The organism is Arthrobacter sp. Soil764 (assembly GCF_001428075.1).
Taxonomy (GTDB): domain Bacteria; phylum Actinomycetota; class Actinomycetes; order Actinomycetales; family Micrococcaceae; genus Arthrobacter.
This window is the reverse complement of the sequence record NZ_LMSI01000006.1, coordinates 39384-62499: the sequence shown is the minus strand read 5'-3', so window position 1 is coordinate 62499 and position 23116 is coordinate 39384. Positions and strand designations below refer to the sequence as shown.

Below are 23116 nucleotides of genomic sequence, written 5' to 3'. Positions count from 1 at the left end.
TCGTGCTTTTCTGATCTAGGAGTCCATATTGGAACCCAGCAAGAGTATTGATTCAAGCGGCATGGACGAATTCGGCTACACCCAGACCCTGGACCGGAGCATCGGCAAGTTTGCCAGCTTCGCCGCAGGTGTCAGCTACATCTCCATCCTCACCGGTGTTTTCCAGCTGTTCTACTTTGGTTTTTCCATGGCCGGCCCGGCATATGCCTGGTCCTGGCCCCTCGTGTTCGCCGGCCAGCTGATGGTGGCGCTGTGTTTTGCCGAACTGGCCGGCCGCTACCCTGTGGCCGGGTCCGTATACAACTGGGCCAAACGGCTTGCATCCGGGACCACCGCCTGGCTGGCCGGCTGGCTGCTGATGCTGTCCAGCATCATGGCGCTGGGGGCCGTGGCCCTGGCCCTGCAGCTGACGCTGCCGCAGCTCTGGTCCGGCTTCCAGTTCGTCGGTGACGGCACCGGCCCGTACGACTTCGCCATGAACGGCGTGGTCCTGGCCACCATCATGATCACCATCTCCACCCTCATCAACGCGTTCGGCGTAAAGCTCATGACCCGGATCAACAGCATCGGCGTCTTCGTGGAACTGATCGCGGCCGTGCTGCTCATCCTGGCACTGGGCTGGCACGTGGTGCGGGGGCCCGAGGTCTTCTTCGACACCGCGGGCTTCGGGGAAGGCAATGACCTGGGCTTCTTCGGCGTCTTCCTCATCGGCGCCATGGCTTCCGGCTACGTGATGTACGGCTTCGACACCGCAAGCTCCCTGGGCGAGGAAACGAAGGACCCCAAGCGCACGGCGCCCAAGGCCATCCTGCGCGCCGTCACGGCCTCGTTCGTGCTGGGCGGCCTGATCCTGCTGTTCGGCATCCTGGCCGCACCTGACCTGACCGACCCCAAGGTGGGATCTGCCGACGGCGGCCTGCAGCACATCGTGCTCTCCGTCCTGGGCGGGCCTTTCGGCAAGGCTTTCCTGCTGTGCATCGTGGTGGCCGTGGTGGTCTGCACGCTCGCGGTCCACGCGGCAGCCATCCGCATGGTGTTTGCCATGGCCCGGGACAACAACCTGCCGTTCAGCCGGCAGCTCAGCAAGGTGGATCCGGTCCGCAGGACCCCCACCGTCGCGGCCATCGTGGTGGGTGTCCTGGCCGTGGTCCCGCTGCTCATCAACGTCATGCAGCCGGCCATCTTCACCATCCTGTCCAGCATCAGCATTGTGCTGATCTACCTGTCCTACCTCCTGGTCACGGTGCCCATGCTGCGCAACCGCTTCCTGAAGAAGTGGCCCCTGGCGCACGACGGCTCCGAACCCGGTTTCAGCATGGGCAAGTGGGGTGTTCCCGTGAACATCCTGGCGGTCCTGTGGGGCGGCGCCATGACCCTGAACCTGATCTGGCCCCGCCCGGAGATCTACAACTCGGTGCCGCCTTTTGAGTGGTACCTGCAGTGGGGCGGCGTGATGTTCGTGGCCGCCGTGGTCGTTGGCGGGACGCTGCTCTACCGCCTCAAGATCCGGCACCAGACCGGGGTGCTGGCCGAGCACGCCGCGGCCGTCGCCGCCCATCCGTCGTCAGGCGCCGGACGGCACCAGGCAACCGACGACGCGCCGCAGGATGCGCTGGCGGCGGACGGGGCACTGGCAACAGAACCCGCTTGACACTTCCCGCAGAAAGGGCCGACGGCGGCACTCACCCGAGTGCCGCCGTCGGCCCTTGTGCGTCACCAGCCCCCGCCCATGTTGAATATTGGCGTCACACAAGGGGACGGCCTCCTGCTCCGGGCGGGGAACGCCCTACCCTTGACAGGTGACTTTGACTAAGATCCGTACCGCCGCCGCGGGCTCACTCGCCGCCGCCGGTCTCCTGATTGCCCTCGCCGGCTGTTCCACGCCGTCCGCCAACCAGCCCAGTGCCTCCGCCTCCCCGGCATCGGCTTCTGCCAGCGCTTCTTCCAGCAGCTCAAGCGGGGAATGCGCCGGAGTGAAGGTCATCGTCGATTCCGGTGCCCTGAAACAGGCTGCCGCCAGCACCTCCACCTGCGTGTCCGTGGACGGTCCCACCGTGGCTTCCAAGGTGCTCGACGAGGCAAAGATCAAGACCGAGGGCACCACCCAGTACCCCGATGCCGTATGCCGCGTGAACGGCGTCCCCGCCGCCGACTTCGACGTCAAGCACAAGGACGGCACCTACCGCGAGGAATGCAAGGGCATGCCCGCGGCCTCCGCCTACTGGTCAATCTGGATCAAGCCGGAGTCGGGGAACTGGGAATACGCGCAGGAGGCCCTCTCCACCCAGAAGGTAAAGCCGGGAGAGAGCCTGGAACTGCTCTTCACGGTGGACGGCGAGCCCGCAGCCCCCGCGGCATGACCTTCCGGCCCGCGCCGTTGCGCGCAGCGGCAGTCCTCGCCGTTGTGTTCATCGCGGCGCGGGTCGTCTACCGCGTCCTTTTTAACGGGGCGGGCACTGGCAGCCCCATCCTGCTCGACCTGCCGCCGCTGCGCCTTCCCGCCCCCTATGCCCATGTAGTTTTCCTCGGCCCGGTCACCTTGCCCGGCCTCTGGGCGGCAGTCCTGTCCGCCCTGCCCATCGCCGCCACGATCCTCGGCTTCGGCCTGCTCAATGCCTGGGTGGATGTTTCCCGGGGCTTCGTCCGGCTGGCCCGCGGCGGCCCCCTGCAGGGCGTGGCCAGGATGCTGGTGGTGGCGTGGGCGGCGCTCCCTGCACTGGCCGACGCCGCGGCCTCCGTGCGCCTGGCGTTCCGCTTGCGGGGCGAGCGCTTTGGACCCCGCGCCCTGGTGCCCGTGCTGGAGCGCACCCTGGAACACGCCGGCCGGGTTGCCGCGGCCCTGGAGCTGCGCGGCTTCGGCAGCTGCGGGGCGCAGACGCAAGGGTTCGACGGCGGCATGCCGCTCCTGGTGCGGAACGCCGGGTTCCGGATTGGGGACACGTGCATAAGGGTTGACGGGTTCGTGCCCCCGGGCGGCTCGGTCACGGTCATCACCGGGACGACGGGATCCGGCAAGTCCACCGTCCTGCGGGGTATCGCGGGCCTGCTCTCCCACGTTGACGGTGGGGAGGTTTCCGGGACGGTGCACGTGGGCGGACTGGACCGTGCTGCTATTCCGCCCAGGGATACGGCCCGCCTTGTTGGGGTCGTCCTGCAGAATCCCCGCGCCGCCTTCGCCAGCACGCGGGTCAGCGACGAAATTGGCCTGGCGCTTGAGCTGCGCGGCGTACCCGCCCCTGCTGTGAAGGCGCGGGTGGATGAGGTAGCGGAGCGGATCGGGGTCACCGCGTTGCTGGACCGGAACGTCAGCGCCCTCTCGGCCGGTGAGGCGACGTTGGTAGCCATCGCCGCCGCCGTCGTGGACCATCCGGGCCTGCTCCTGGCTGACGAGCCCCTGGCCGACCTTGACGCCACCGCACGCGCACGCGTCATCACCGTGCTCAGCGCCCTGGCCCGGGAGGAAGGGGTCTGCGTCATCGTGGCGGAGCACCGCGCGGAAGCACTCGCCCCTATTGCCGATTCCTGGTGGACCATCGACGGCGGAGCCTTGGTGCCGGGCAGTGAACCCGCGACTCCTGGCCATCCCGATGCCGGTCCTGCGCGGGAGGTGCTGGACTCTGCGCCCGTGCTCACCGCGGAATACCTCGCCGTGCACCGCAAGGGCAAGCCGCTGGTGCGCGATGCCTCCCTGGCCCTGCACCGCGGCGAAGTGGTGGCCCTGGTGGGGCCGAACGGGGCCGGGAAGTCCTCCCTCCTGGTGGCGCTGGCCCTGGGTGACGGAGCTGTTAAGGGCAAGGTCGACGGCGACAGGGTGGCCCTAGTGCCGGACGCCTCGGATGATCTGTTCACCAGGGACACCGTTGCCGGGGAGCTCCGCGCGGCCGAGCGGCGCCTGTCGCGCGGCAAGAAGGGTGAACACATCGCCCCTGGCTTTGCGGCCTCACGCCTGGCCCGGCTCCGCGGAGGCGTTCAGATTCCCATCGGCCACGAACATCACCGGGACCTTTCTGCCGGCGAGCGCAGGATCCTTGCCATCGCGCTGCAGACCATGGACCGCCCGCCGGTCCTGCTGATCGATGAGCCCACGCGCGGCCTGGATCCCACGGCGCGGGCAGCCGTCTCGGCGGCGCTCCGCGCGGCGGCTGACGACGGCACGGCAGTCCTGATCGCCACCCACGACCTCGAGTTCGCACATGGCTTGGGCGCCCGGATCCTGCCGATGCGGGACGGTGTAGCGCCGGCAGCCGAACCACTCATCAGCCCCGAACCGCTTCTACTCCCACCCCGGCCGGCAGCAGCGAGGCCTCAGCGAGCAGCCCTCAACGAGCAGCCCGACCCCCGGGACACCGTGAAGCCCCGCCGCCTCCGAATGCCGCGTCCTGTCGAGCTGGCCGTCCTGGCTGCCGCAAACCTGCTGGCCCTCGCGGCGTTCTGCTGGCCGCTGCTCGCCGCCGCCCTGCCCCAGGACGCCACCGCTGCCCTTCCCTACGCGGCGCTGGCCATCGCACCCGTGGCGGCGGTCGCCGTCGTGGTGTCCCTGGACGGTTCGGTGCGTTCCGCACATACGGTGGCGCTGCTCGGCGTGCTCGCCGCCGTCGGTTCCGCTGTCCGGGTGGCGAGCACCGGCGTCGGCGGCGTGGAGGCCGTCTTCATCCTGCTGATCCTGGCCGGCCGGGCGTTCGGTGCGCGTTTCGGCCTGCTCCTCGGTGCGGCCACCATCGCCGTCTCCAGCGTGCTGTGGGGCGGGGTTGGGCCCTGGACGCCGTTCCAGATCTTCGCGTGCGCGTGGGTGGGCGCGGGGGCCGGACTGCTCCCCCGCCGGGTGCGTGGCAGGGCGGAACTGTGGATGCTGGCCGGATACGGCGTGGTGGCGTCGTACCTGTTCGGGCTGCTGACCAACCTGTGGTTCTGGCCCTTCGCCGTGGGTGCCGGCACCGGGATCTCTTATGTGCCGGGCGCGCCGCTTGCCACCAACCTCAGCAGCTTCTTGCTCTACTCACTGCTGACCTCGACGGCGGGCTGGGACACCCTGCGGGCCGTCACTACGGTCATCGGCATCGCCGTGGTGGGCCGGGCCATCCTCGCCGCCCTCCGGCGGGTGAAGCCGGTCTCCAGCGCGGGCGGGCAGGCTGCGAAGGCCCACTCCGAACAGGCCAAAGACGGGCTGCAACTTAGGGTCTAAGTGCCCCGCCAAGAATTAGTGGCAAAGTTATGAGCGTGACGAATCATGCATAGATTCCGCAGGGTTATCTTCAAAATCTCGCGCTTTTGTTGCAGCTCCTGTGACCCTAGTCTCATCCTTACAAGCTCTTCCAACATCAGAGGCAGAAAGAGCCGTCCCATGCCCGTGAAGGGTGCTTCGGTGGCCTGAAACCTGGGGAGGTATCCCTATCGAAGCACCGCTCTCGGGCCATGGGGCAGCGCCTGCAACGTTGCAGGACCACTGCAAAGCCATCCGAATGGAAGGCCTGGCACCAAGTACCCCTACCAAAAGGAGTGTCCATGTCAGGAAACAGAGCCGTTGCCTACAAAGAACCCGGCGTCGTCGAAATCATCACCACCGACTACCCGACGTTCGAACTCAAGGATGGGCCTGGCGTCAATCCCGCCAATGTGGGCCGAAAAGTACCCCACGGCGCCATCCTCCGCACGGTGACCACCAATATCTGCGGCTCGGACCAGCACATGGTCAGGGGCCGGACCACGGCGCCTAAGGACCTCGTCCTTGGCCATGAAATCACCGGCGAAGTGGTGGAGGTCGGTCCGGATGTTGAGTTCATCAAGGTGGGAGACATTGTCTCTGTGCCTTTCAACATCTCCTGCGGCCGTTGCCGGAACTGCAAGGAGCGCAAGACGGGCATCTGCCTGAACGTCAACCCTGACCGCCCGGGCAGCGCCTACGGTTACGTGGATATGGGCGGCTGGGTGGGCGGCCAAGCCGAATACGTGCTGGTCCCCTATGCCGACTGGAACCTGCTCAGGTTCCCGGACCGCGACCAGGCGCTGGAAAAGATCATGGACCTGACCATGCTTTCCGACATCTTCCCCACAGGCTTTCACGGCGCCGTTACCGCCGGAGTGGGCGTCGGATCCACCGTCTACATTGCCGGTGCCGGCCCGGTGGGCCTCGCGGCCGCGGTCGGCGCACAGCTGCTCGGTGCAGCCGTGGTGATTGTCGGTGACATGAATGAAGACCGGCTGGCTCAGGCCCGCTCCTTCGGCTGTGAAACGGTGAACGTCACCAAGGGCGATCCAAAGGACCAGATCGAGCAAATCCTCGGCGTCCCCGAAGTGGATTGCGGCGTGGACGCCGTAGGGTTCGAAGCCCGCGGTCACGGCAAGGACGCCTCCCACGAGGCCCCCGCCACCGTGCTGAACTCGCTCATGGACATCACCGCCGCAGGCGGGGCCCTTGGCATCCCAGGCCTCTATGTCACCGGCGACCCCGGTGGAATTGACGAGGCAGCAAAGCGCGGCTCCCTGTCGCTGTCCTTGGGCACCGGATGGGCAAAGTCCCTGTCGTTTACAACTGGACAGTGCCCCGTGATGTCGTACAACCGCCAGCTGATGATGGCCATCCTGCACGACAAGGTCCAGATCGCCAAGGCAGTAAACGCCACAGCGATCCCACTTGAGGACGCACCGCGCGGTTACGCCGAATTTGATGCCGGTTCGGCAACGAAGTTCGTGCTGAACCCGAACGGTTACGTCGCGGCGTAGAACCGCAGCAACCCGCCCGGATGGCACGGGCATTCAGGGCCCGTGCCACCGGTGCGCATCCACTCTCCAAATATCAGCAAAGGTAATCAGATGACCCTTCTCACCGACCAAGAATCAATTCTCCGCCTTAGCAGCAACGGGCAGGAGCATGTCGACATCCGGCTCGAAGCATCGGGTCCGGTGACCGTTCGGCTGCAGCTGGATGGTGGGTGCAATTGCCAGCATGGCCCCGAAAAGCGCCCGGGCTCGTATGTTGACAGCGACTTCGGCGTCCGCTGACTGACCGTAGCTGCACAGGCCATCCGGCATAAGCCCGAGGGCCGGGACCACATGCAGATAGGCATCTCAGCAACCTTCGCTGCACAGGAGATCATGAGTGTCCCGCCCAGCTACATCTAAGCTGACACACGACTCCTCCCTGATTCCAGAGGCGCCGAAATTGGTCTGATGCTGCCAGGCAGCTATCCCAACGGCTCACGATCTCCAGCCATGGAAAACCTGAATTGACGCCAGCCATGGACAGATCGCAACCGCCCACCAGTTCCCGCCGCTGATCCAGCAGACAGGGTTTATCCGGCCCAGGCAGGTTGACGGAAGTGATTCTCCGGAGATCCTCGCGTGATCAAGAGCTAGGTCTCCTCGCTCGACCATCTCTTGAATCAGATTTCTAACTATCATGCTCATGGGTAGCTCCCGGTGTGCCTTGGTAGCTGCAGTGCACTCAAGCCTGATATCGCAGCGAATGCCCTAGCGCCTAGTTAGCTGGCAAGGAGGTCTCGATTCTGTAGGTTTTCCTTGCTGTTTCGGCAAAGAGATCTCGGCGTTCGCCATCTGTCATGCCGGCGGTCACGTCGTCGAAGGCACGATAGAGCTCGGTGAAGCTGGAGTAGAGGCTGTCCACGGGGAAGTTGCTTCCGAACATTGTGCGGGACGGGCCGAAGACTTCGATGGTTTCCAGGATGATTGGCCGGATAGAAGCCGTCGTCCAGGAGTGGTCGTTGGTTCCCAGCGCGGAGATCTTGGTGACGACGTTTGGCTGCTTCGCCAATTTTTCCATGCCGGCATGCCATTCCCCGAGGGAGGCCCGATCACGCTGAACCGGCATCGCCGCGTGGTCCAGGATGATGGTTGTGTCCGGATGGTTGGCAGCCAGTTGCGCGGCCTGGTCCAGTTGGTCAGGGAAGACCTGAAGGTCGAAGGAAAGGCCCAGGGAAGCCAGCTGAGAGAATCCCTCCAGCCAGTAGGGGTCGGTGATTAGGTCCGGGCGGGACGTATGGGTGTAGCGGGGGTCGGGGTGCCAGTTGAGGATGTCCCTTATTCCGCGCACGGATGGGATGGAGGCAAGCTGTTCAAGTCTGGGCAGCACTTCCGGATCGGCCAGTGAAGCTTTGGCTACCTGGACCGAGGGCAGGCCGCAACTGTCATGCACGTTCTGGATCCACTCCGCTTCCCAGAGCGGATCCGCGGCGCCATTCTCAATATGGACGGAACCGAACAACTCGAATTCCCGGGTGTCGGCCAGATAATCATCCAGGAAGTAGTCCCGCCTCAGCGGGCGGTCGTCTCCGTGGTAGCGAAACGGTCCCGCCGGTCTTTGAAGCCATGGGTAGGAGCGGGAGAAGTCGCAAAGGTGGTGGTGGGCGTCGATAATTCCGAAATTCAGCACGGGCACCTCCTGTGGCTGCGTGCCGCTTGTGTGGGACCGGCGAGCCGGTAACGGCGGCAGCGCTGTTCGGCTGCCGCCGTTACCGGCTTTGGTCAAATTTGGATAGGTGTCTTCCGCAGTCAGTCAGGGCGACGCTGGGTCATGCAACGGCTTCCTTCTGTGGTTCTAGCTTCTTCTTCTTCAACAGTGGCCATCCCTTGCTGCCTTGGTCCAGGGCGACAGCAATGACGACGACGAGACCGGTGACGATCTGTTCGTAAAAGCTGGGGACGTTGAGCAGCACCAAACCGTTGGTGAGCGCTCCGAGGATCAGGGCGCCGACCAAGGTTCCTGCGATCCGTCCTTCGCCGCCCATGAGGTTGGCTCCGCCGATAACGGCTGAGGCGATCGCCGTGAGAAGGTACGGGCTTCCTGCGTCGGTCTGGGCAGCATTGATGCGGGCGACGATGACTAGGCCGCCGACTCCGGCGAGTACGCCGGAGAGTGCGTAAACAGCGATTTTCACCCTGTCGACGCGAACACCCGAGAGCCAGGCGGTCTCTTCGCTGCCACCGGTGGCTATGACGTTCTGTCCGAACACCGTTCGACGGAGCAGCAGCCAGCAGAGCACGGCGAGGACTGCTACGAGGATGACTGCGACAGGGATACCGCCTACATAGCTGTTGAGCATGAAGACAAAGTCCTTGGGGACGTTGTAGACAGGCCGACCATTGGTGACGACGTATGCGCAGCCCTGATAAATGCTCATCGTTCCGAGCGTGGCGATGAATGGCGGCAGCTTGAGTTTGGTGATGAGCAGGCCGTTGATGGCACCGCAGACCAGGCCCAGTGCAATGCCGGCCAGCAGGGCGAGGAAGGGTGAGGTCCCTGCATTGACCATGAGGGTGGCGGATACGATACCGACAAAACTTGCGATGGAACCGACGGCGAGGTCGATGCCGCCGGTGATGATGACGAACGTGATCCCGAGCCCGATGATGGCGTTGACGCTCGCGGAGATGGCGATGTCCCGGAGGTTGCCGGAGGTGAGGAAGTTGGGGTTCAGCAACCCGAAGATGAGGAAGATGACAATTGCAGCGATGTAGATTCCGAGTGCCTGGAGGTTAAGTACCGGCCGGGTGCGTGATTTTTTGATGGCTGTAGCGTAGGGCCGTCGGTTCATCGCGTTGTTTCCGCTGTCTTCGGCCTGGTCTTTCTTGGGCAGGGTTGGCTGGCTCATGTCGTAGTTCTTTCTGCGATGCCCATGGCGTTGGCCACAAGACTGTGTTCGTTGATGTCGTCGCCCGTGTGCTCGGAGACGAACTGACCCTGCCGCATGACTTTGACCCGGTCGCTGAGGGAGATGATTTCCGGAAGGTCGGAGGAGACCACGATCACGGCGCTTCCGGCGTTGGCCAAAGCATCGATGAGTTCGTAGATTTCGACCTTGCCGCCGACGTCCACGCCCTTCGTGGGTTCATCGAACAGGAACACTTTGGTGTTGCGCCAGGTCCATTTGGCGATGACAATTTTTTGCTGGTTGCCGCCTGAAAATTGGCGGGCGTTGAGCCGGACATTGGCTGGGCGCAATGACATCCGAGCTGCCGCCTCTTCGGCTGCCGCGACCTGTTTTCGCAGGCTAATGAACGGGCCAAACCCGTTGAACTGCCGGTCAGCGGTGAGGGCGACGTTGAAGTAGGCAGGGACCTGCAGGACCAGGCCTTGGTGTTTGCGTTCTTCGGGGATGAAGGCAATGCCGGCGTTTCTACTGTCTCGAGGCGAGCGGATTTTGCGGTTTTTCCCATCGATACTCACCACCCCGGTACTGCCCTTGTCGGCCCTGATGATTGCCCGCAGAAACTCAGTGCGGCCTGAGCCGACCAAGCCGGCGATGCCCAGAACCTCGCCTGCCCGGACGTCCAGCGACAGCGGCCCTCCCCCGGTCGGATGGCTGACTTCCGAAGCCGAAAACAAGACCGGGGCGTCAGATCGTACGGGGTGCTGCCGCTTGAACGACAGCAACTCCCTGCCAACCATGTTCCTTACTATGTCCTGTTCAGATGTCTCCCTGATCGGCCGGGTGTAATTGACGGTTCCGTCTCGCAGGACCACGACCTTGTCCGAAACACTCATGACTTCTGGCATTTTGTGCGAGACGTAGATGATGCCAACACCGCGAGTGTGGGCGATCTCCCGGACACGGTTCAGGACGCCTTCAACGTTGTGTTCCAGCATGCTGGTTGTAGGTTCATCGAGCGCTACGATTTTCGCGCCGAAGGCCAGTGCCCGGGCGATGGTCAGGGCGTGGCGTTGTGCCGGGCTTAGCCCCCTTACGGAGGCTTTGGCGTGGAGGGGAAACCCCATTTGGGCGACGTCGGCCAGCGCCTGGTCGATATCAGCGCCAGCATCCCGACGTTCTCGGGAGGAGCGGCCTAGTACGAGATTCTGCTCCACAGTCAGCTGTGGGACGATGGCCGGTTCCTGATGGGCGATCCTCACCCCGTCGGCCAGTGCCTGGCGGGGGGTGAAGTGCTGCCGCTGGGTGCCGTCGATAAGGACGGCCCCGTGATCGGGAACAAGGGAACCGCCCAGAATGGCGAGCAGTGTACTTTTTCCGGCGCCGTTTTCCCCGGCCAACGTGCAGATTTCTCCGCGCTCCAAGGTGAAGCTGACATCGTTCAGAGCGCGGACGCCCGGGAATGACTTCGCGATGTTCTGCAGTTCCAGCAGCGGTGCAACCATGATGGGTACCGTTCTTGCCTTACGGCATTCCGGTCGGGTATTGCCCGACGTTTTCAGAGTCGATGATGAAGGCGGGAACGTCAATCCAGCCGGGAACCTTCTTGCCCTGCAGGAGCCAAAGAGCTGCACCAACGCCACTGGCGCCTTCGGTCACGGGTTGTTCGCTGACCGTGGCGGTCATGTTGCCGGCCTGGATCTCCTTTTTCGCCTGGGGAATGCCGTCGGTACCGACCAGCAGGACCTTTCCGGTCAGATTTTTGGCGGCGATGGCAGCGGCGACGCCGAACGCCATACCGTCGTTCTGGGAGTAGAACGCCTTGATGTCGGGGTTCGCGGTGAGCATGGCAGTCGCAATCTCCTGTGCCCTGGTCTGATCCCACTTCGCTGTCTGGGAGGCAACCAGTTGTAGGTTCGAGTGCTTGGCAAGACCGTTCTTGAAGCCCTCGCCACGGTTCAAAGCATTTGATGAACCCGGGTCGCCTTCGATCATGGCGACCTTGCCGCCTTCGGGAAGCTTGGACGCGATGTAATCAGCAGCGGTCTGGCCGATGGTCAGCGCGTCCGGACCGACATAGACGCTGCCGGGGACGGTGCCTTTTGCATCATTGAGGACGACGACCGGCATTTTCTTGCCCAGGGCATCGGTGAAAACGGTGTCCAGCCCAGTAGCCGAAATCGGTGAGGCAAGCAGGGCGGTGCAGCCCTGGTTCGCGGCACTCTTTGCCTTGTCCAACTGTTCGGTGATGGAAGATTCGTCGGTCACATCAAACGTTTGGTAGTTGACGCCGAGCCTCTTTGCTTCTGCTTCGAAGCCGTCCCGTTCAAATCCCCAGAATTCGTTGGACAGTGTCCGCGTGATGTAGCAGAGCTTCGTGTTGGCCGCTGGCGCTGCCGGCTCGCCAAGGCTGGATTTTAGGTCCTTGATCGGGGTCTTCGCCGAGGCGTCAACGAGGCTGGCCAGATCACCGCCCGATCCCGCGGCCTGGCCTGCTGGACCGTCAGGGGTGGCACTGCAGGCTGCGAGCATAGCGACTGCCGCCGTGGCGGCGATCAGCTGTGTAGCAGCGCGAGGGATTCTATTCATGGTGATAGTTCCTTTCATCATTGGAAGGCCCGCACTTTGCGGCACTCTTGCTAGATTTTGTTGCGACACCTTTGCTTTCGGGCACCGCAAGGGTTCCTGCCACGCACGGGGTGCAGCAGGGTGCTGGTCAGCTACTGGCCAACGGAGGTGTTGGCGAGGGAAAATCCGATAGCGTCCTCGATTTGACGGACGTCAGCGGTTGTAAGGAAGGATTCAGGCTTGCTGCACACGAGCCTGCCCGCTTCGTTGGCTGCCCTGAGGCACAACGGAAACGGATGGCCGTTCGCCATCGCCGCAACCATTGTTCCCAGGAAACTGTCACCTGCACCGACTGAATTCACGACCACTGTCGGTTCGACGTTTACCTGAACGAACTCATTTCCGTGCAGGGCCGCGACCCCGCCGCCGCCGAGCGTCAGGACAGGAGTTTTCGCGCCGGCCTCTCGTAGAGCGGTGAGCAGCACCAGGACGTCGGTGTTAAGCGGGACATCCAGTACGTGGCAGGCTTCCCGAAGGTTTAGAACGACGACGTCCGCGAGCCGGAGGAGCGACCTTGCCTCTGCACACACCGGTGAAAGGTTCAGGACCACTGTAGAACCGAGTTCCCGGAAGCGCGTCGCTGCCCGCTTGACGGTGGGAAGCGGCACCTCGAGGTTCAGGACAACGAATGCCGGCGGATCGTGCGCTTGGACGTAGCCGTCAATATCTAACGGCGAAAAGTTTCCGTTGGCTCCGGGAACGACGACTGTGTCGTACTCCCCCTGTCGATCGACTCTGACGTGACCTACGCCCGTGTGGGTCCGCTCATCCCGGATGATGCCTTCGGTGGTGACCCCTCTCTTGTGAAGAGCGCCGATGATGAAATTTCCTAGATCGTCGGAGCCGACGCGGGCCACGAGGGTAACCGTCGGATCCACAGCTGCAATACTCATCGCGGCGTTCAGACTCTTGCCGCCCGCGGCCATCTCGAAGCGGTCACCCGTCACATAGCCTGCCACGCTTGCTTCTGCACCGTGATACGCAATCAGGTCCGCGTTTACCGAGCCGACCACGCAGACACCGGTTGGCCGCACTTAGACACCCACTGCTTTCGACCACAGTACGGATGATGAGTTCAGAGCGTCCCCGCTGGGGAGATCCGGATAGTCCCGAACCAGCTCGTGGGCCTTCTCGATGATGGTCCCCATCCTCTCAATGTTCATCTCGCATTCGGCAACAGGGTTCTCTCGTACCGGATCGGTGTCGAAGTAGTACGTTCCCTGGTAGCCCTCGCGCAGCAGGTAGTACACAAGTTCCAGCGTCTCCGCGAAGTGGATCGACGCTACCACGAGTCCGTCATCGGCTACCCCGTGGGAATCGTTCAGCTGAAGACCGAACAGTTTCTGGTCACGCAGGCACATAGCCGCCGACTGGGACGGGTTCTCACGGGCCATCAGCAGGTGCCCGAAATCCAAAGTAACGCCGAGGTTCGGGCGGTCACAGTCCTTGATGAGGTTCATGACCGCGCCGGTAGTGTTAAGAATGGTGCGTCCACGCGGTTCAGCCGGCTTGTACTCAATGGAGATACGGATGTCCCGGTCGACGTCAGCGACCGTCTGCAGGCTTTCCACCATCCAGCCCCATGCCTTCATGTAATCCATCTGCAGGGGGTATTCATAACCGTCATGCGCTGGCCACAGCAGCACGTGATCGGCGCCGAATTCGCGGCAAAGGCTGATGGCCTCCTTGACCATTCCCACTGCTGCTTCCCGCAGCGCAGGGTCAGGATTCGTGAATCCCCCATTCGCGAACTGGGGTGCAGGCCAACGGAGCTGGATGCCACGCACGTCCAGTTCGGCCTTTTCCAGGGCCGCCTTAATGTCATCGACTGAATCAGTGCCGAAGTGCTCCGGGTAGTTCAGTTCAAGGGTGGTCAGGCCCTTGACAGTGCCGGCAATGGCGATCAGGTCGATCACCGAATCCTCGCCACTGGGATACTTCTTTCCCTTGCCCAAGGCAAAGGAGTTAAGACGGGTGGAGTACTTAATGTCTGTCATTGCAGTTCGCTTTCGATCGTGAAGGCCAGTCGGTCCACATGGACGGCGATCGAAATTCCTGACGGAACTTCGGCTCTGAAGTTGGGCTGGTGTTGGAAGTCTATGAGCCAAAATCCCCGGAAAGGATGGCAGAATCGATATTGAGGCAGAGAATTTTCAGGGCTGAATATTCATTCAGCACCGCTCTTGGCTTCGGCTGATCGACAGGGAGGCCGCCTTTCGCCTTAGGAAGTAGAACTGTCCACCGGATGGGCAAGTCCACGCGTTATTCGGCCCTGCATAAATATTCATACGCGCACCGAAAGTTACGAAGTATGACGCAATTCACAGAATCAGCGACCTTACTGTCCGTCACCACGGAACAGCTGCGACTCTTCACGAAGATCGCCGTGCTCTATCACGAGGAGGGGCTTTCCCAGGGTGACATCTCCCAGCGGCTGAACCTTTCCCAAGCAAGGGTGTCGCGCTACCTCAAGAACGCAGTTGACTTAGGGATAGTGCGAACATCCATCGTCCAGCCGGCGGGAATCTATGTCGGCCTCGAAAAGGCCCTAGAAGAGAAGTACCAGCTCCGGGAGGTGGTTGTAGTGGACGTCATGGACGGCGCTTCACTGGGTATGCGACTGGGCTCGTCCGCAGCCACCTACCTGGAGACCACGATTGACGCCAACGACTACATCGGAATCTCCTCATGGAGCACCACGCTCTTGCAAACGGTTGAAGCCATGCGATCACGCCCGAGAAAAGTAGCGAATGAAGTAATCCAGCTCATTGGCGGTGTAGGCAGCCCCCAAGCACAAATGCAGGCCAGCCGCCTGGTCTCCCACCTCGCCGAACTCACTTCCGCCAAGCCCTTCTATATGGGATGCCCCGGCCTCGTTGCGAACCCTCAGATTCGCGAAGCGTTCCTCGGGGATCCAGCAGTGGCCGCATCAGTAGAAGCATGGGAGCGCCTAACGACGCTACTGGTGGGGATCGGAACATTCCCCGCCTCACCACTCTGGCAAGCCAGCGGGAATGCCCTGAGCAGTGCAGAAGAAGGAGAACTATCGCGGGCGGGGGCTGTCGGCGAGATCTGCTTGCGCTTTTTTGACATCAACGGGGTGCCCATGAAACCCGCGATTGAAGAACGGGTGATATCCATTGACGCCGAGGTCATGATGCAGGTACCCCGCCGCATCGGTGTAGCCGGCGGCATGGGCAAACTGGACGCCATCCGCGGCGCCGTATCCGGCGGCTGGATCAACGTCCTGATCACCGACGCCGACGTTGCGCGTCAGCTCCTCGAACCACCACAGTTGTAAGTTCACTGTCACGAAGCCTGCAGCAGCCGGTGAGTTGAGCGCCTGGCCGTCCTTGCAGGTGATGACGCGACCAGCAGGGAGACCGTCCGCCACTACCTGCGTCACACGCGGCGGGGTTGCTGCCTGTCCTCTCCGGCAGGGTTGTACTACTAAGTGGGATGCCGGCAGAAGCTGCGGGGACGAGCGGGACCAGGTGGTGGTACCGGGACGGCAGGTGTACCGGCCAAGCCCGGGAGGCGCACTCCCAGACCAACGACCGGCTTCACCTCACACCTTGAAGTACTTCGCCTCCGGGTGGTGGAACACGAACGCGTCGGTGGACTGTTCGGGGTGCAGCATCAGCTCATCGCTGAGCACCACGCCCATGCGTTCCGGCTTCAGCAGCTCCGTCACCTTGCGGCGGTCCTCCATGTCGGGGCAGGCGGGGTAGCCCAGCGAGAACCGGGCACCGCGGTAGTCGAGCTTGAAATACCCTGCCGTGTCCTTCGGCTCCTCGGCCGCGAAGCCCAGCTCCTTGCGGATCCGGGCATGCCAGAACTCGGCGAGCGCCTCCGTGAGCTGCATGACCAGGCCGTTGAGCTCGTAGTAGTCGCGGTACTGGTTGGCGGCGAACATCTTGGAGGTGAACTCCTCGATCTTCGAGCCGGCGGTGACCAGCTGGACCGGCAGCACGTCGATCTGCCCGGACTCCCGCGGCTTCACGAAGTCGGCCAGGCACAGGTGCCGGTCGCGGCGCTGGCGCGGGAAATCGAAGCGCAGTCGGTCGGTGCCGATCGGACCGCCTGAACCACCATCGGGGGCAAGAAGGCCCGCCTGGCCCAGGACGCCGTCGTGGTCCTCGCCGTGGTGCAGCACCACCACCTGCTCCCCCTCGGAAACCACGGGGAAGTAGCCGTAGGCGACGGACGCGTCCAGCATGCCCTCGCCCAGGATGCGGTCCAGCCAGTAGCGCAGGCGCGGCCGGCCCTCGCGTTCCACCAGTTCCTCGTAGGAGGCGCCGTCCTCGCCGCGGCCGGGCTTGAGGCCCCACTGCCCCATGAAGGTGGCGCGCTCGTCGAGGAACGCGGAGTAGTCGTGGAGCGAGACGCCGCGCACGATCCGGGTGCCCCAGAACGGCGGCACCGGAACCGGGTTGTCGGTGGCAACATCCGAGCGGCCGGGCATGGCTTCCGGCTCGGTGACCGTGAACTTCGCACCGCCCTTGTGGATGCGCTTCTTCAAAGGCGGCAGGCCGACGTCGTCCGGCGATTCACCGCGGGCCACGCGCACCAGTGGTTCCATGAGGGAAAGGCCCTCGAAGGCGTCCTTGGCGTACCTGACCACGCCGTCGAACTGCTCGGCCAGGTCCTGCTCCACGTAGGCGCGGGTGAGGGCTGCGCCGCCGAGGATTACCGGCCACTTCTTCGCCAGGCCGCGGGACTGCAGCTCCGCGAGGTTCTCCTTCATCACCACGGTGGATTTCACCAGCAGCCCGGACATGCCAATCACGTCGGCGTCGTGTTCCTCGGCTGCGGCGATGATCTCGGCGATGCCCTGCTTGATGCCGATGTTGACTACCTTGTAGCCGTTGTTGGTGAGGATGATGTCCACCAGGTTCTTGCCGATGTCGTGCACGTCGCCGCGGACGGTGGCGATCACCATGGTGCCCTTGCCGGAGGAGTCTGACTTCTCCATGTGCGGTTCGAGCAGGGCGACGGCGTTCTTCATGACCTCGGCGGACTGCAGCACGAACGGCAGCTGCATTTCGCCGGCGCCGAAGCGTTCACCGACAACCTTCATGCCCTCGAGCAGGTGGTCGTTGATGATGCCCAGCGGGGTCATGCCTTCGCTGCGGGCCAGGTCCAGGTCCGCTTCGAGGCCCTTGCCTTCGCCGTCGATGATGCGCCGTTCCAGGCGTGCGCCGGTGGGCAGGGCCGCGAGTTCGGCGGCGCGCTGGTCCTTGAGGGCTGCGGTGTCGACGCCGGCGAACATGTCCAGCATGCTGGCCAGGGGGTCGTAGGTGACGTTGCCGTCGGCGTCGTATTCGCGCCGGTCCCAGACCAGGTCCAGGGCCACCTTGCGCTGCTCTTCCGGGAGGGAGGCGAGCGGGACGATCTTGGCGGCGTCGATGATGCCGCTGGTCAGGCCGGCCTGGACGGCCTCGTGCAGGAACACGGAGTTCAGGACGACGCGGGCTGCCGGGTTCAGGCCGAAGGAGACGTTGGAGACGCCGAGCGTGGTGTTGATGCCGGGGTACTTGGCGGTGATCTGGCGGATGGCCTCGATGGTTTCGATGCCGTCCCGGCGGGTTTCCTCCTGGCCGGTGGCGACCGGGAAGGTGAGGCAGTCGACGATGATGTCCTCGACGCGCATGCCCCATTCGCCCACCAGGGCGTCGACGAGGCGGGAGGCGATGGCCACCTTGCCCTCGGTGGTGCGGGCCTGGCCCTCTTCATTGATAGTCAGGGCGATCACGGCAGTGCCGTGTTCCTTCACCAGCGGCATGATGCGCGCGAAGCGGCTGTTGGGACCGTCGCCGTCCTCGTAGTTGACTGAGTTGACCACCGGACGGCCGCCGATGAGTTCCAAGCCGGCCTGCAGGACGGGCGGTTCGGTGGAGTCGATGACCAGCGGGAGGGTGGAGGCGGACGCGAACCGACTTACCACCTCCTTGATGTCGGCGACGCCGTCGCGGCCCACATAGTCGATGCAGACGTCCAGCAGGTGGGCGCCGACGCGGATCTGCTCGCGGGCGATGTCCACGCAGTCGTCCCAGCGTTCTTCGAGCATTGCCTGGCGGAAGGCCTTGGAGCCGTTGGCGTTGGTGCGTTCACCGATGGCCAGGTACGCGGACTCCTGGTCGAAGTTCACGTGCTGGTAGAGGGAGGCCACGCCGGCTTCGCGTTCTTCGGGAATGCGGGCGGGTGCTGTCTTGTCTCCGCTGGTGACCACGGCTTTGGCGCGGAAGGGCGCAAGACGTTCGACGACGGCGGCCATGTGCTCCGGCGTCGTACCGCAGCAGCCGCCCACCAAGCCCAGGCCGAATTCACGCACGAACTGTTCGTGCGCGGTGGCGAGTTCAGTGGGTGAGAGCGGGTAGTGCGCGCCGTTGGCGCCGAGGACGGGCAGGCCGGCGTTGGGCATGCAGGCGATGGCGACGGAGGACTGCTTGGAGAGGTGGCGGAGGTGTTCGCTCATTTCGTCCGGGCCGGTGGCGCAGTTCAGGCCGATGGCGTCGACGCCGAGCGGTTCGAGGGCGGTGAGCGCGGCGCCGATTTCGGAGCCCATGAGCATGGTTCCGGTGGTTTCCACCGTCACCTCGACGAAGATGGGGAGGCGGATGCCACGGTCCACGATGGCCTGCTTGCAGCCGTTGACGGCGGCCTTGGTCTGCAGGAGGTCCTGGCTGGTTTCGATGAGGAAGGCGTCGGCGCCGCCGTCGATCAGGCCCTGGGCCTGGAGGGCGAAGGTCTGTTTGAGGTAGTCGTAGGTGGTGTGGCCCAGGCTGGGGAGCTTGGTGCCGGGGCCCATGGAGCCGAGGACCCAGCGCATGCGGCCGTCTGTTTGTTCCGCCGCCTCCGCACGTTCGCGGGCGATTTGCGCACCCTTGCGGGCGAGCTCTTCGATGCGGTCGTCGATGCCGTAGTCGGAGAGGTTGGACCAGTTGGCGCCGAACGTGTTGGTTTCCACCGCGTCGATGCCCGTGGCGAAGTAGGCGTCGTGGATGTCCGCGATGACATCCGGCCGGGTGTCGTTGAGGATCTCGTTGCAGCCCTCGAGGTTCTGGAAGTCCGTCTCCAGCTGCAGGTCCCGGCCCTGGAGCATGGTGCCCATGGCGCCATCGGCGATGACGACGCGGTGGTTCACGCCGTCCAGCAGCTCCTGCGAACGGGCGGGGCGGGGGACGGACTCGATATCCAGTGCAAAACGGGGCATCTATTCAGGTTACGTGTGGGGGCGCCTGCGTTGCGCTGTGTGTCCGTGTACTACGGCGGGCGGACCGCTTTCGCTGTCCTTAGCGATCGACACGATCCGGCCCAAGGATGGCCGCGACGGTCGGCTCAGATGGCGTAGTGGGGGTTCTGACGGCTGCCGCCGTCAGTTGGCGGAGCCGGCCTGCTGCTGCGTGATGGCCAAATCCTCAGGAGCCTCAGGCTGAGGTTCTTGTTTCTCGATTTCCCCGGGGCTCCGTCGTCGCGCCTCGATTCCTTGGGCTACGTGCAGGATCGTATCTTCAACAGTTTCCCCGATGGCTTTGGGAACTGAAGCTACCCCTTCGGCAACGGCAGCGGCGGAGTTCACCACGACACCTCCAGCTTTTTGGCCAAGGCGGATCACAGATTCGTGCCACTGCGTACGCTCGATCGAAGCTGGCTCCGGCATACCGAAGGACGAGCTAAAGACCTGCAATAGTCGCTGCATTTCCTCAGCGGCAGTGTAGAGCCTTGGCATTTCTAGGGGGTTCGTAATGCGGGTAAAGCTATCCACATCCACCGCTTTTGAAATAGCGTCTGACAAGTTTCGGATTGCCGTGCTGGTGGTGGTCATGCGCCGCTCGCGCGCCTTGGCGATATGCCGCTCATGAGCCGGGGAGTCTGACCCGTCCTGCACACTTCGGACGGCCTCGAGGGCGTCCAGGCGAACCATATTTGTCAGGGCCACCGCCGCAATAACCAGCCAGTGCTTCAGTTCGCCCCTTGCCGAGGCCTCAGCGTTATTGACCCGCTTGCCGAAGTTTTTGACAGTAAGACTGTCGGCAATGGTGTTTAGGTGGTTCAGGGCGACGGCGTGAGCCTGGGCAAGAGCAGCCGCCTGCCCCGACACCTGGTCCCATAGAGCATCGTTCAGCCGCGCCGTCTCCTCGAAGTATCCAAATGCCTTGTCTAGGACGTGGGTCGTTCCCTGTACGTTGCCGAGCGCCTCGTCACGGTTATCCCGGACGATTGTGTCCAGCTTCGCGTCCACAGCCTGAACAAGCGTATCGAGGTCTTTGAGGGCCACACGGATCGCCAAAGTCGCGGCCATGAGCTGCACGTTCGCGGCCGCGGCAGGATTGACTGGAGAAGAGCTCACCAGTTCGATGATCGTGTCAATCCTCCCATCTGACTGTCGTAGCACCCCGCTGACAATCCCGAGCTTTTCCTCAGTGGAACCGACGAGTTCCAGAAATCGAGCGTAGGACTCGGGAGTCATATGGAAGGAGTTGCCCGGGATATTTGCCGACATCGCCATCGCAACCGCCCCAGCCAGGCCAGCGAGGAGATCAGCCACCCCTGACCCCAAGTTGGCACGGTCCTCTGGCTTGACATCCAACTTGCGGAAAAGCTCCGCAATGGCTGTCGGATCGCCCGCCACCAAGGCATTCTTGCCGTCGACATACAGGGAAAGCTCGTGGTCGTTGTCACTCATTTGAACATCTTCACATATCCTTCCGACGCAGCACGGTGACGCGGCCCCGGAGTCTCCATCACCCATCGATCGCCCACCAAGCCACCCTCGCCAATACAATGCAAGGGCAAGTACGTGCGTGATCGATTGAACGCTGCACGGCAATGGGGGCGCCGACGGCGTGGCCGGCTAAAGTCAGCGCACCCCCACTGCCCGCGGCACAGAAAGTGGGAACAGTGGCCGGCAACAACAACGCCAACCTGGTGTGGAGCATCGCGAATATTCTGCGGGGCACCTACAAACCGGCCCAGTACGGTTCGGTGATCCTGCCATTCACCATCCTGCGCCGTCTGGATTGCGTCCTCGAAAAAACCAAGGACGCCGTTCTCGCTGAACAGGAGGCCAAGAAGGACCTCAACATTCCGCTCGACACCTTCCTGCAGAAGGCTTCGGGCCACAGCTTCTTCAACATCTCCAAGTTCAACTTCGCCGAGCTCTTGGACGACCCCACGAACATCAAGGCGAACATCCTCAATTACGTCCAGGGCTTCTCGGAGAACACCCGCGATATCTTCGAGCGCTTCGAGTTCTACAAAACGCTCGAGAAGCTGGACAGCTCGGACCTGCTCTACCACGTCGCCAAGGACTTCGCCGCGATCGACCTCCACCCGGAGACCATCAGCAACATCGAGATGGGCCTCATGTTTGAGGAGCTCATCCGCCGCTTCGCTGAAGCCTCCAACGAGACCGCGGGTGAACACTTCACCCCTCGCGAAGTCATCCAGCTGATGGTGCAGCTTTTGCTGAATTACGACGACGACGTCCTCACCAAGGAGGGCATCGTCCGGAGCATCTATGACCCCACCGCCGGAACCGGCGGCATGCTCACGGTCGCCCAGGAGCACCTGCATGGGCTGAACCCAAGCGCCTCCCTCGTCGCATACGGCCAGGAAATCAACGACGAGTCCTACGCCATCTGTAAGTCGGACCTGCTCATCAAGGGCCAGGACATCTCGAAGATCTCCGTCGGTGACACCCTCGCGAACGACCAGAACATCGGCCAGCAGTTTGACTTCATGCTCTCCAACCCGCCCTTCGGCGTCGAGTGGAAAAAGATTCAGCCGCAGATCCAGAAGGAACACGAACTCCACGGCTTCGACGGCCGCTTCGGCCCAGGCCTGCCCCGCGTCAGCGACGGCTCACTGCTCTTCTTGCTCCATCTGGTCCGCAAGATGCGCCCGGCGCATGACGGCGGGTCCCGCATCGGCATCGTCTTGAACGGATCGCCGCTATTCACAGGCGGTGCCGGGTCAGGCGAGTCTGAGATCCGCAAGTACCTGATCGAGAACGACTTCGTGGAGGCCATCATCGCGCTGCCCACGGACATGTTCTACAACACCGGCATCGCCACCTACATCTGGATCCTCTCGAACAGCAAGAAGCAGAAACACCCGGAGCGCGTCGGCAAGACCCAGCTCATCAACGGCATCGGCTTCTTTCAGAAAATGCGCAAGAGCCTCGGCTCCAAGCGCAAGGAACTCGGCCCCAAGGACATTGCGAGCATCGTCAACCTCTACGGTGAATTCGAGGACAACGGCGAGACCTCCAAGATTTTCAACAACCAGGACTTCGGCTACTCCTCCGTCACGGTGGAGCGGCCGCTCAAACTGAACTTCGCCTGCACTCCGGAGCGGATCGACGCCGTGTTGGCGCAGAAGCCGGTGGAAAAGCTGTCCGATGACGACCGGCAGCTTCTGGAGAAAGCCCTTACCCGGGTCAGCGAAGGCGATACCAAGCTCTGGAAGAACCGCGAGGCGTTCATCAAGGTCCTCAAGCCGGCGCTGGCAGGCGCGGACCTAAAGCTTGGTGCCCCGGTCCTGAAGGCTGTCCTGGCCGGCCTTTCCGAACGCGACGAATCGGCAGACACCTGTAAGGGGCCCAAGGGAACGCCCGAGGCCGACACAGACCTTCGTGACACCGAAAACGTGCGATTGGATGAAGACATTCAGGCCTACCTTGAACGGGAAGTCCTCCCCCACGTCCCCGACGCCTGGATCGACGATTCCAAGACCAAGGTCGGTTACGAGATCCCATTTACTCGGCACTTCTACAAGTACGTCCCGCCTCGGTCCTTGGACGAGATCGACGCTGATCTCAACCAACTCATCTCCGAGATCACGACGTTGCTGGCCGAGGTGGAGAAGTGACCTGGTACGGC

General features: G+C 63.2%; 15 protein-coding genes. 7 read left to right on the top strand and 8 right to left on the bottom strand.

The genetic code is table 11. The annotated features are described in order from the left end of the window. Nucleotides 1–61 precede the first annotated feature (61 nt). The 5 genes from ASG86_RS05755 to ASG86_RS20465 all read left to right on the top strand — a co-directional run bounded on the left by ASG86_RS05755 (nt 62) and on the right by ASG86_RS20465 (nt 6999). Nucleotides 62–1651: an APC family permease gene (locus ASG86_RS05755; protein ID WP_082566693.1), complete on the top strand. Its 1590-nt coding sequence runs from the start codon at nt 62–64 to the stop codon at nt 1649–1651. 148 nt (nt 1652–1799) lie between these two features. Next, nucleotides 1800–2360, top strand: a complete 561-nt coding sequence (locus tag ASG86_RS05750; RefSeq protein ID WP_056331469.1) for a hypothetical protein — start codon at nt 1800–1802, stop codon at nt 2358–2360. Next, a complete protein-coding gene (locus ASG86_RS05745; RefSeq protein WP_056331467.1) occupies nt 2357–5182 on the top strand; it encodes an ATP-binding cassette domain-containing protein in 2826 nt (941 codons plus the stop codon). Before ASG86_RS05750 ends, ASG86_RS05745 begins: the two co-directional genes overlap by 4 nt. Before the next feature lie 320 nt (nt 5183–5502). Further along, nucleotides 5503–6720, top strand: coding sequence for a formaldehyde dehydrogenase, glutathione-independent (fdhA, locus tag ASG86_RS05740; protein WP_056331465.1), 1218 nt, complete (start codon nt 5503–5505; stop codon nt 6718–6720). Nucleotides 6721–6810: 90 nt separating this feature from the next. Beyond that, complete coding sequence (locus tag ASG86_RS20465) at nt 6811–6999, top strand: hypothetical protein (protein ID WP_156386134.1); 189 nt, start codon at nt 6811–6813, stop codon at nt 6997–6999. Nucleotides 7000–7474: 475 nt separating this feature from the next. Here ASG86_RS20465 and ASG86_RS05730 read toward each other — a convergent pair whose 3' ends face one another. The 6 genes from ASG86_RS05730 to ASG86_RS05705 all read right to left on the bottom strand — a co-directional run bounded on the left by ASG86_RS05730 (nt 7475) and on the right by ASG86_RS05705 (nt 14227). Next, nucleotides 7475–8482, bottom strand: coding sequence for an amidohydrolase family protein (locus ASG86_RS05730; protein WP_162253494.1), 1008 nt, complete (start codon nt 8480–8482; stop codon nt 7475–7477). Between the two features lie 43 nt (nt 8483–8525). Next, nucleotides 8526–9605, bottom strand: coding sequence for an ABC transporter permease (locus ASG86_RS05725; RefSeq protein ID WP_200946170.1), 1080 nt, complete (start codon nt 9603–9605; stop codon nt 8526–8528). Then, the gene (locus ASG86_RS05720) at nt 9602–11107 is read right to left on the bottom strand and encodes a sugar ABC transporter ATP-binding protein (protein ID WP_056331459.1); all 1506 of its coding nucleotides are present in this window, start codon (nt 11105–11107) and stop codon (nt 9602–9604) included. The genes ASG86_RS05725 and ASG86_RS05720 overlap by 4 nt, the downstream gene beginning before the upstream one ends. A gap of 19 nt (nt 11108–11126) precedes the next feature. Next, a complete protein-coding gene (locus tag ASG86_RS05715; protein WP_082566685.1) occupies nt 11127–12212 on the bottom strand; it encodes a sugar ABC transporter substrate-binding protein in 1086 nt (361 codons plus the stop codon). Between the two features lie 110 nt (nt 12213–12322). Beyond that, nucleotides 12323–13243 carry a PfkB family carbohydrate kinase gene (locus tag ASG86_RS05710; protein ID WP_162253493.1) on the bottom strand — a complete coding sequence of 307 codons (921 nt, stop codon included), beginning with the start codon at nt 13241–13243 and terminating at the stop codon, nt 12323–12325. A 21-nt stretch (nt 13244–13264) separates the two neighbouring features. Next, entirely contained in the window at nt 13265–14227 is a 963-nt protein-coding gene (locus ASG86_RS05705; RefSeq protein ID WP_056331454.1) for a sugar phosphate isomerase/epimerase family protein, read from the bottom strand. A gap of 314 nt (nt 14228–14541) precedes the next feature. Here ASG86_RS05705 and ASG86_RS05700 point away from each other — a divergent pair, with 314 nt between their 5' ends. Next, the gene (locus ASG86_RS05700) at nt 14542–15531 is read left to right on the top strand and encodes a sugar-binding transcriptional regulator (RefSeq protein WP_056331452.1); all 990 of its coding nucleotides are present in this window, start codon (nt 14542–14544) and stop codon (nt 15529–15531) included. Between the two features lie 267 nt (nt 15532–15798). Here the strand turns inward: ASG86_RS05700 and metH are convergent, their stop codons facing one another. Further along, nucleotides 15799–19446, bottom strand: coding sequence for a methionine synthase (metH, locus tag ASG86_RS05695; protein WP_056331450.1), 3648 nt, complete (start codon nt 19444–19446; stop codon nt 15799–15801). A gap of 162 nt (nt 19447–19608) precedes the next feature. Further along, on the bottom strand, nt 19609–20919 hold the full coding sequence (locus ASG86_RS05690; protein WP_056331448.1) for a hypothetical protein: 1311 nt from the start codon (nt 20917–20919) through the stop codon (nt 19609–19611). Between the two features lie 215 nt (nt 20920–21134). Here ASG86_RS05690 and ASG86_RS05685 point away from each other — a divergent pair, with 215 nt between their 5' ends. After that, nucleotides 21135–23105: a type I restriction-modification system subunit M gene (locus ASG86_RS05685; protein ID WP_056331446.1), complete on the top strand. Its 1971-nt coding sequence runs from the start codon at nt 21135–21137 to the stop codon at nt 23103–23105. Nucleotides 23106–23116: the final 11 nt, after the last annotated feature.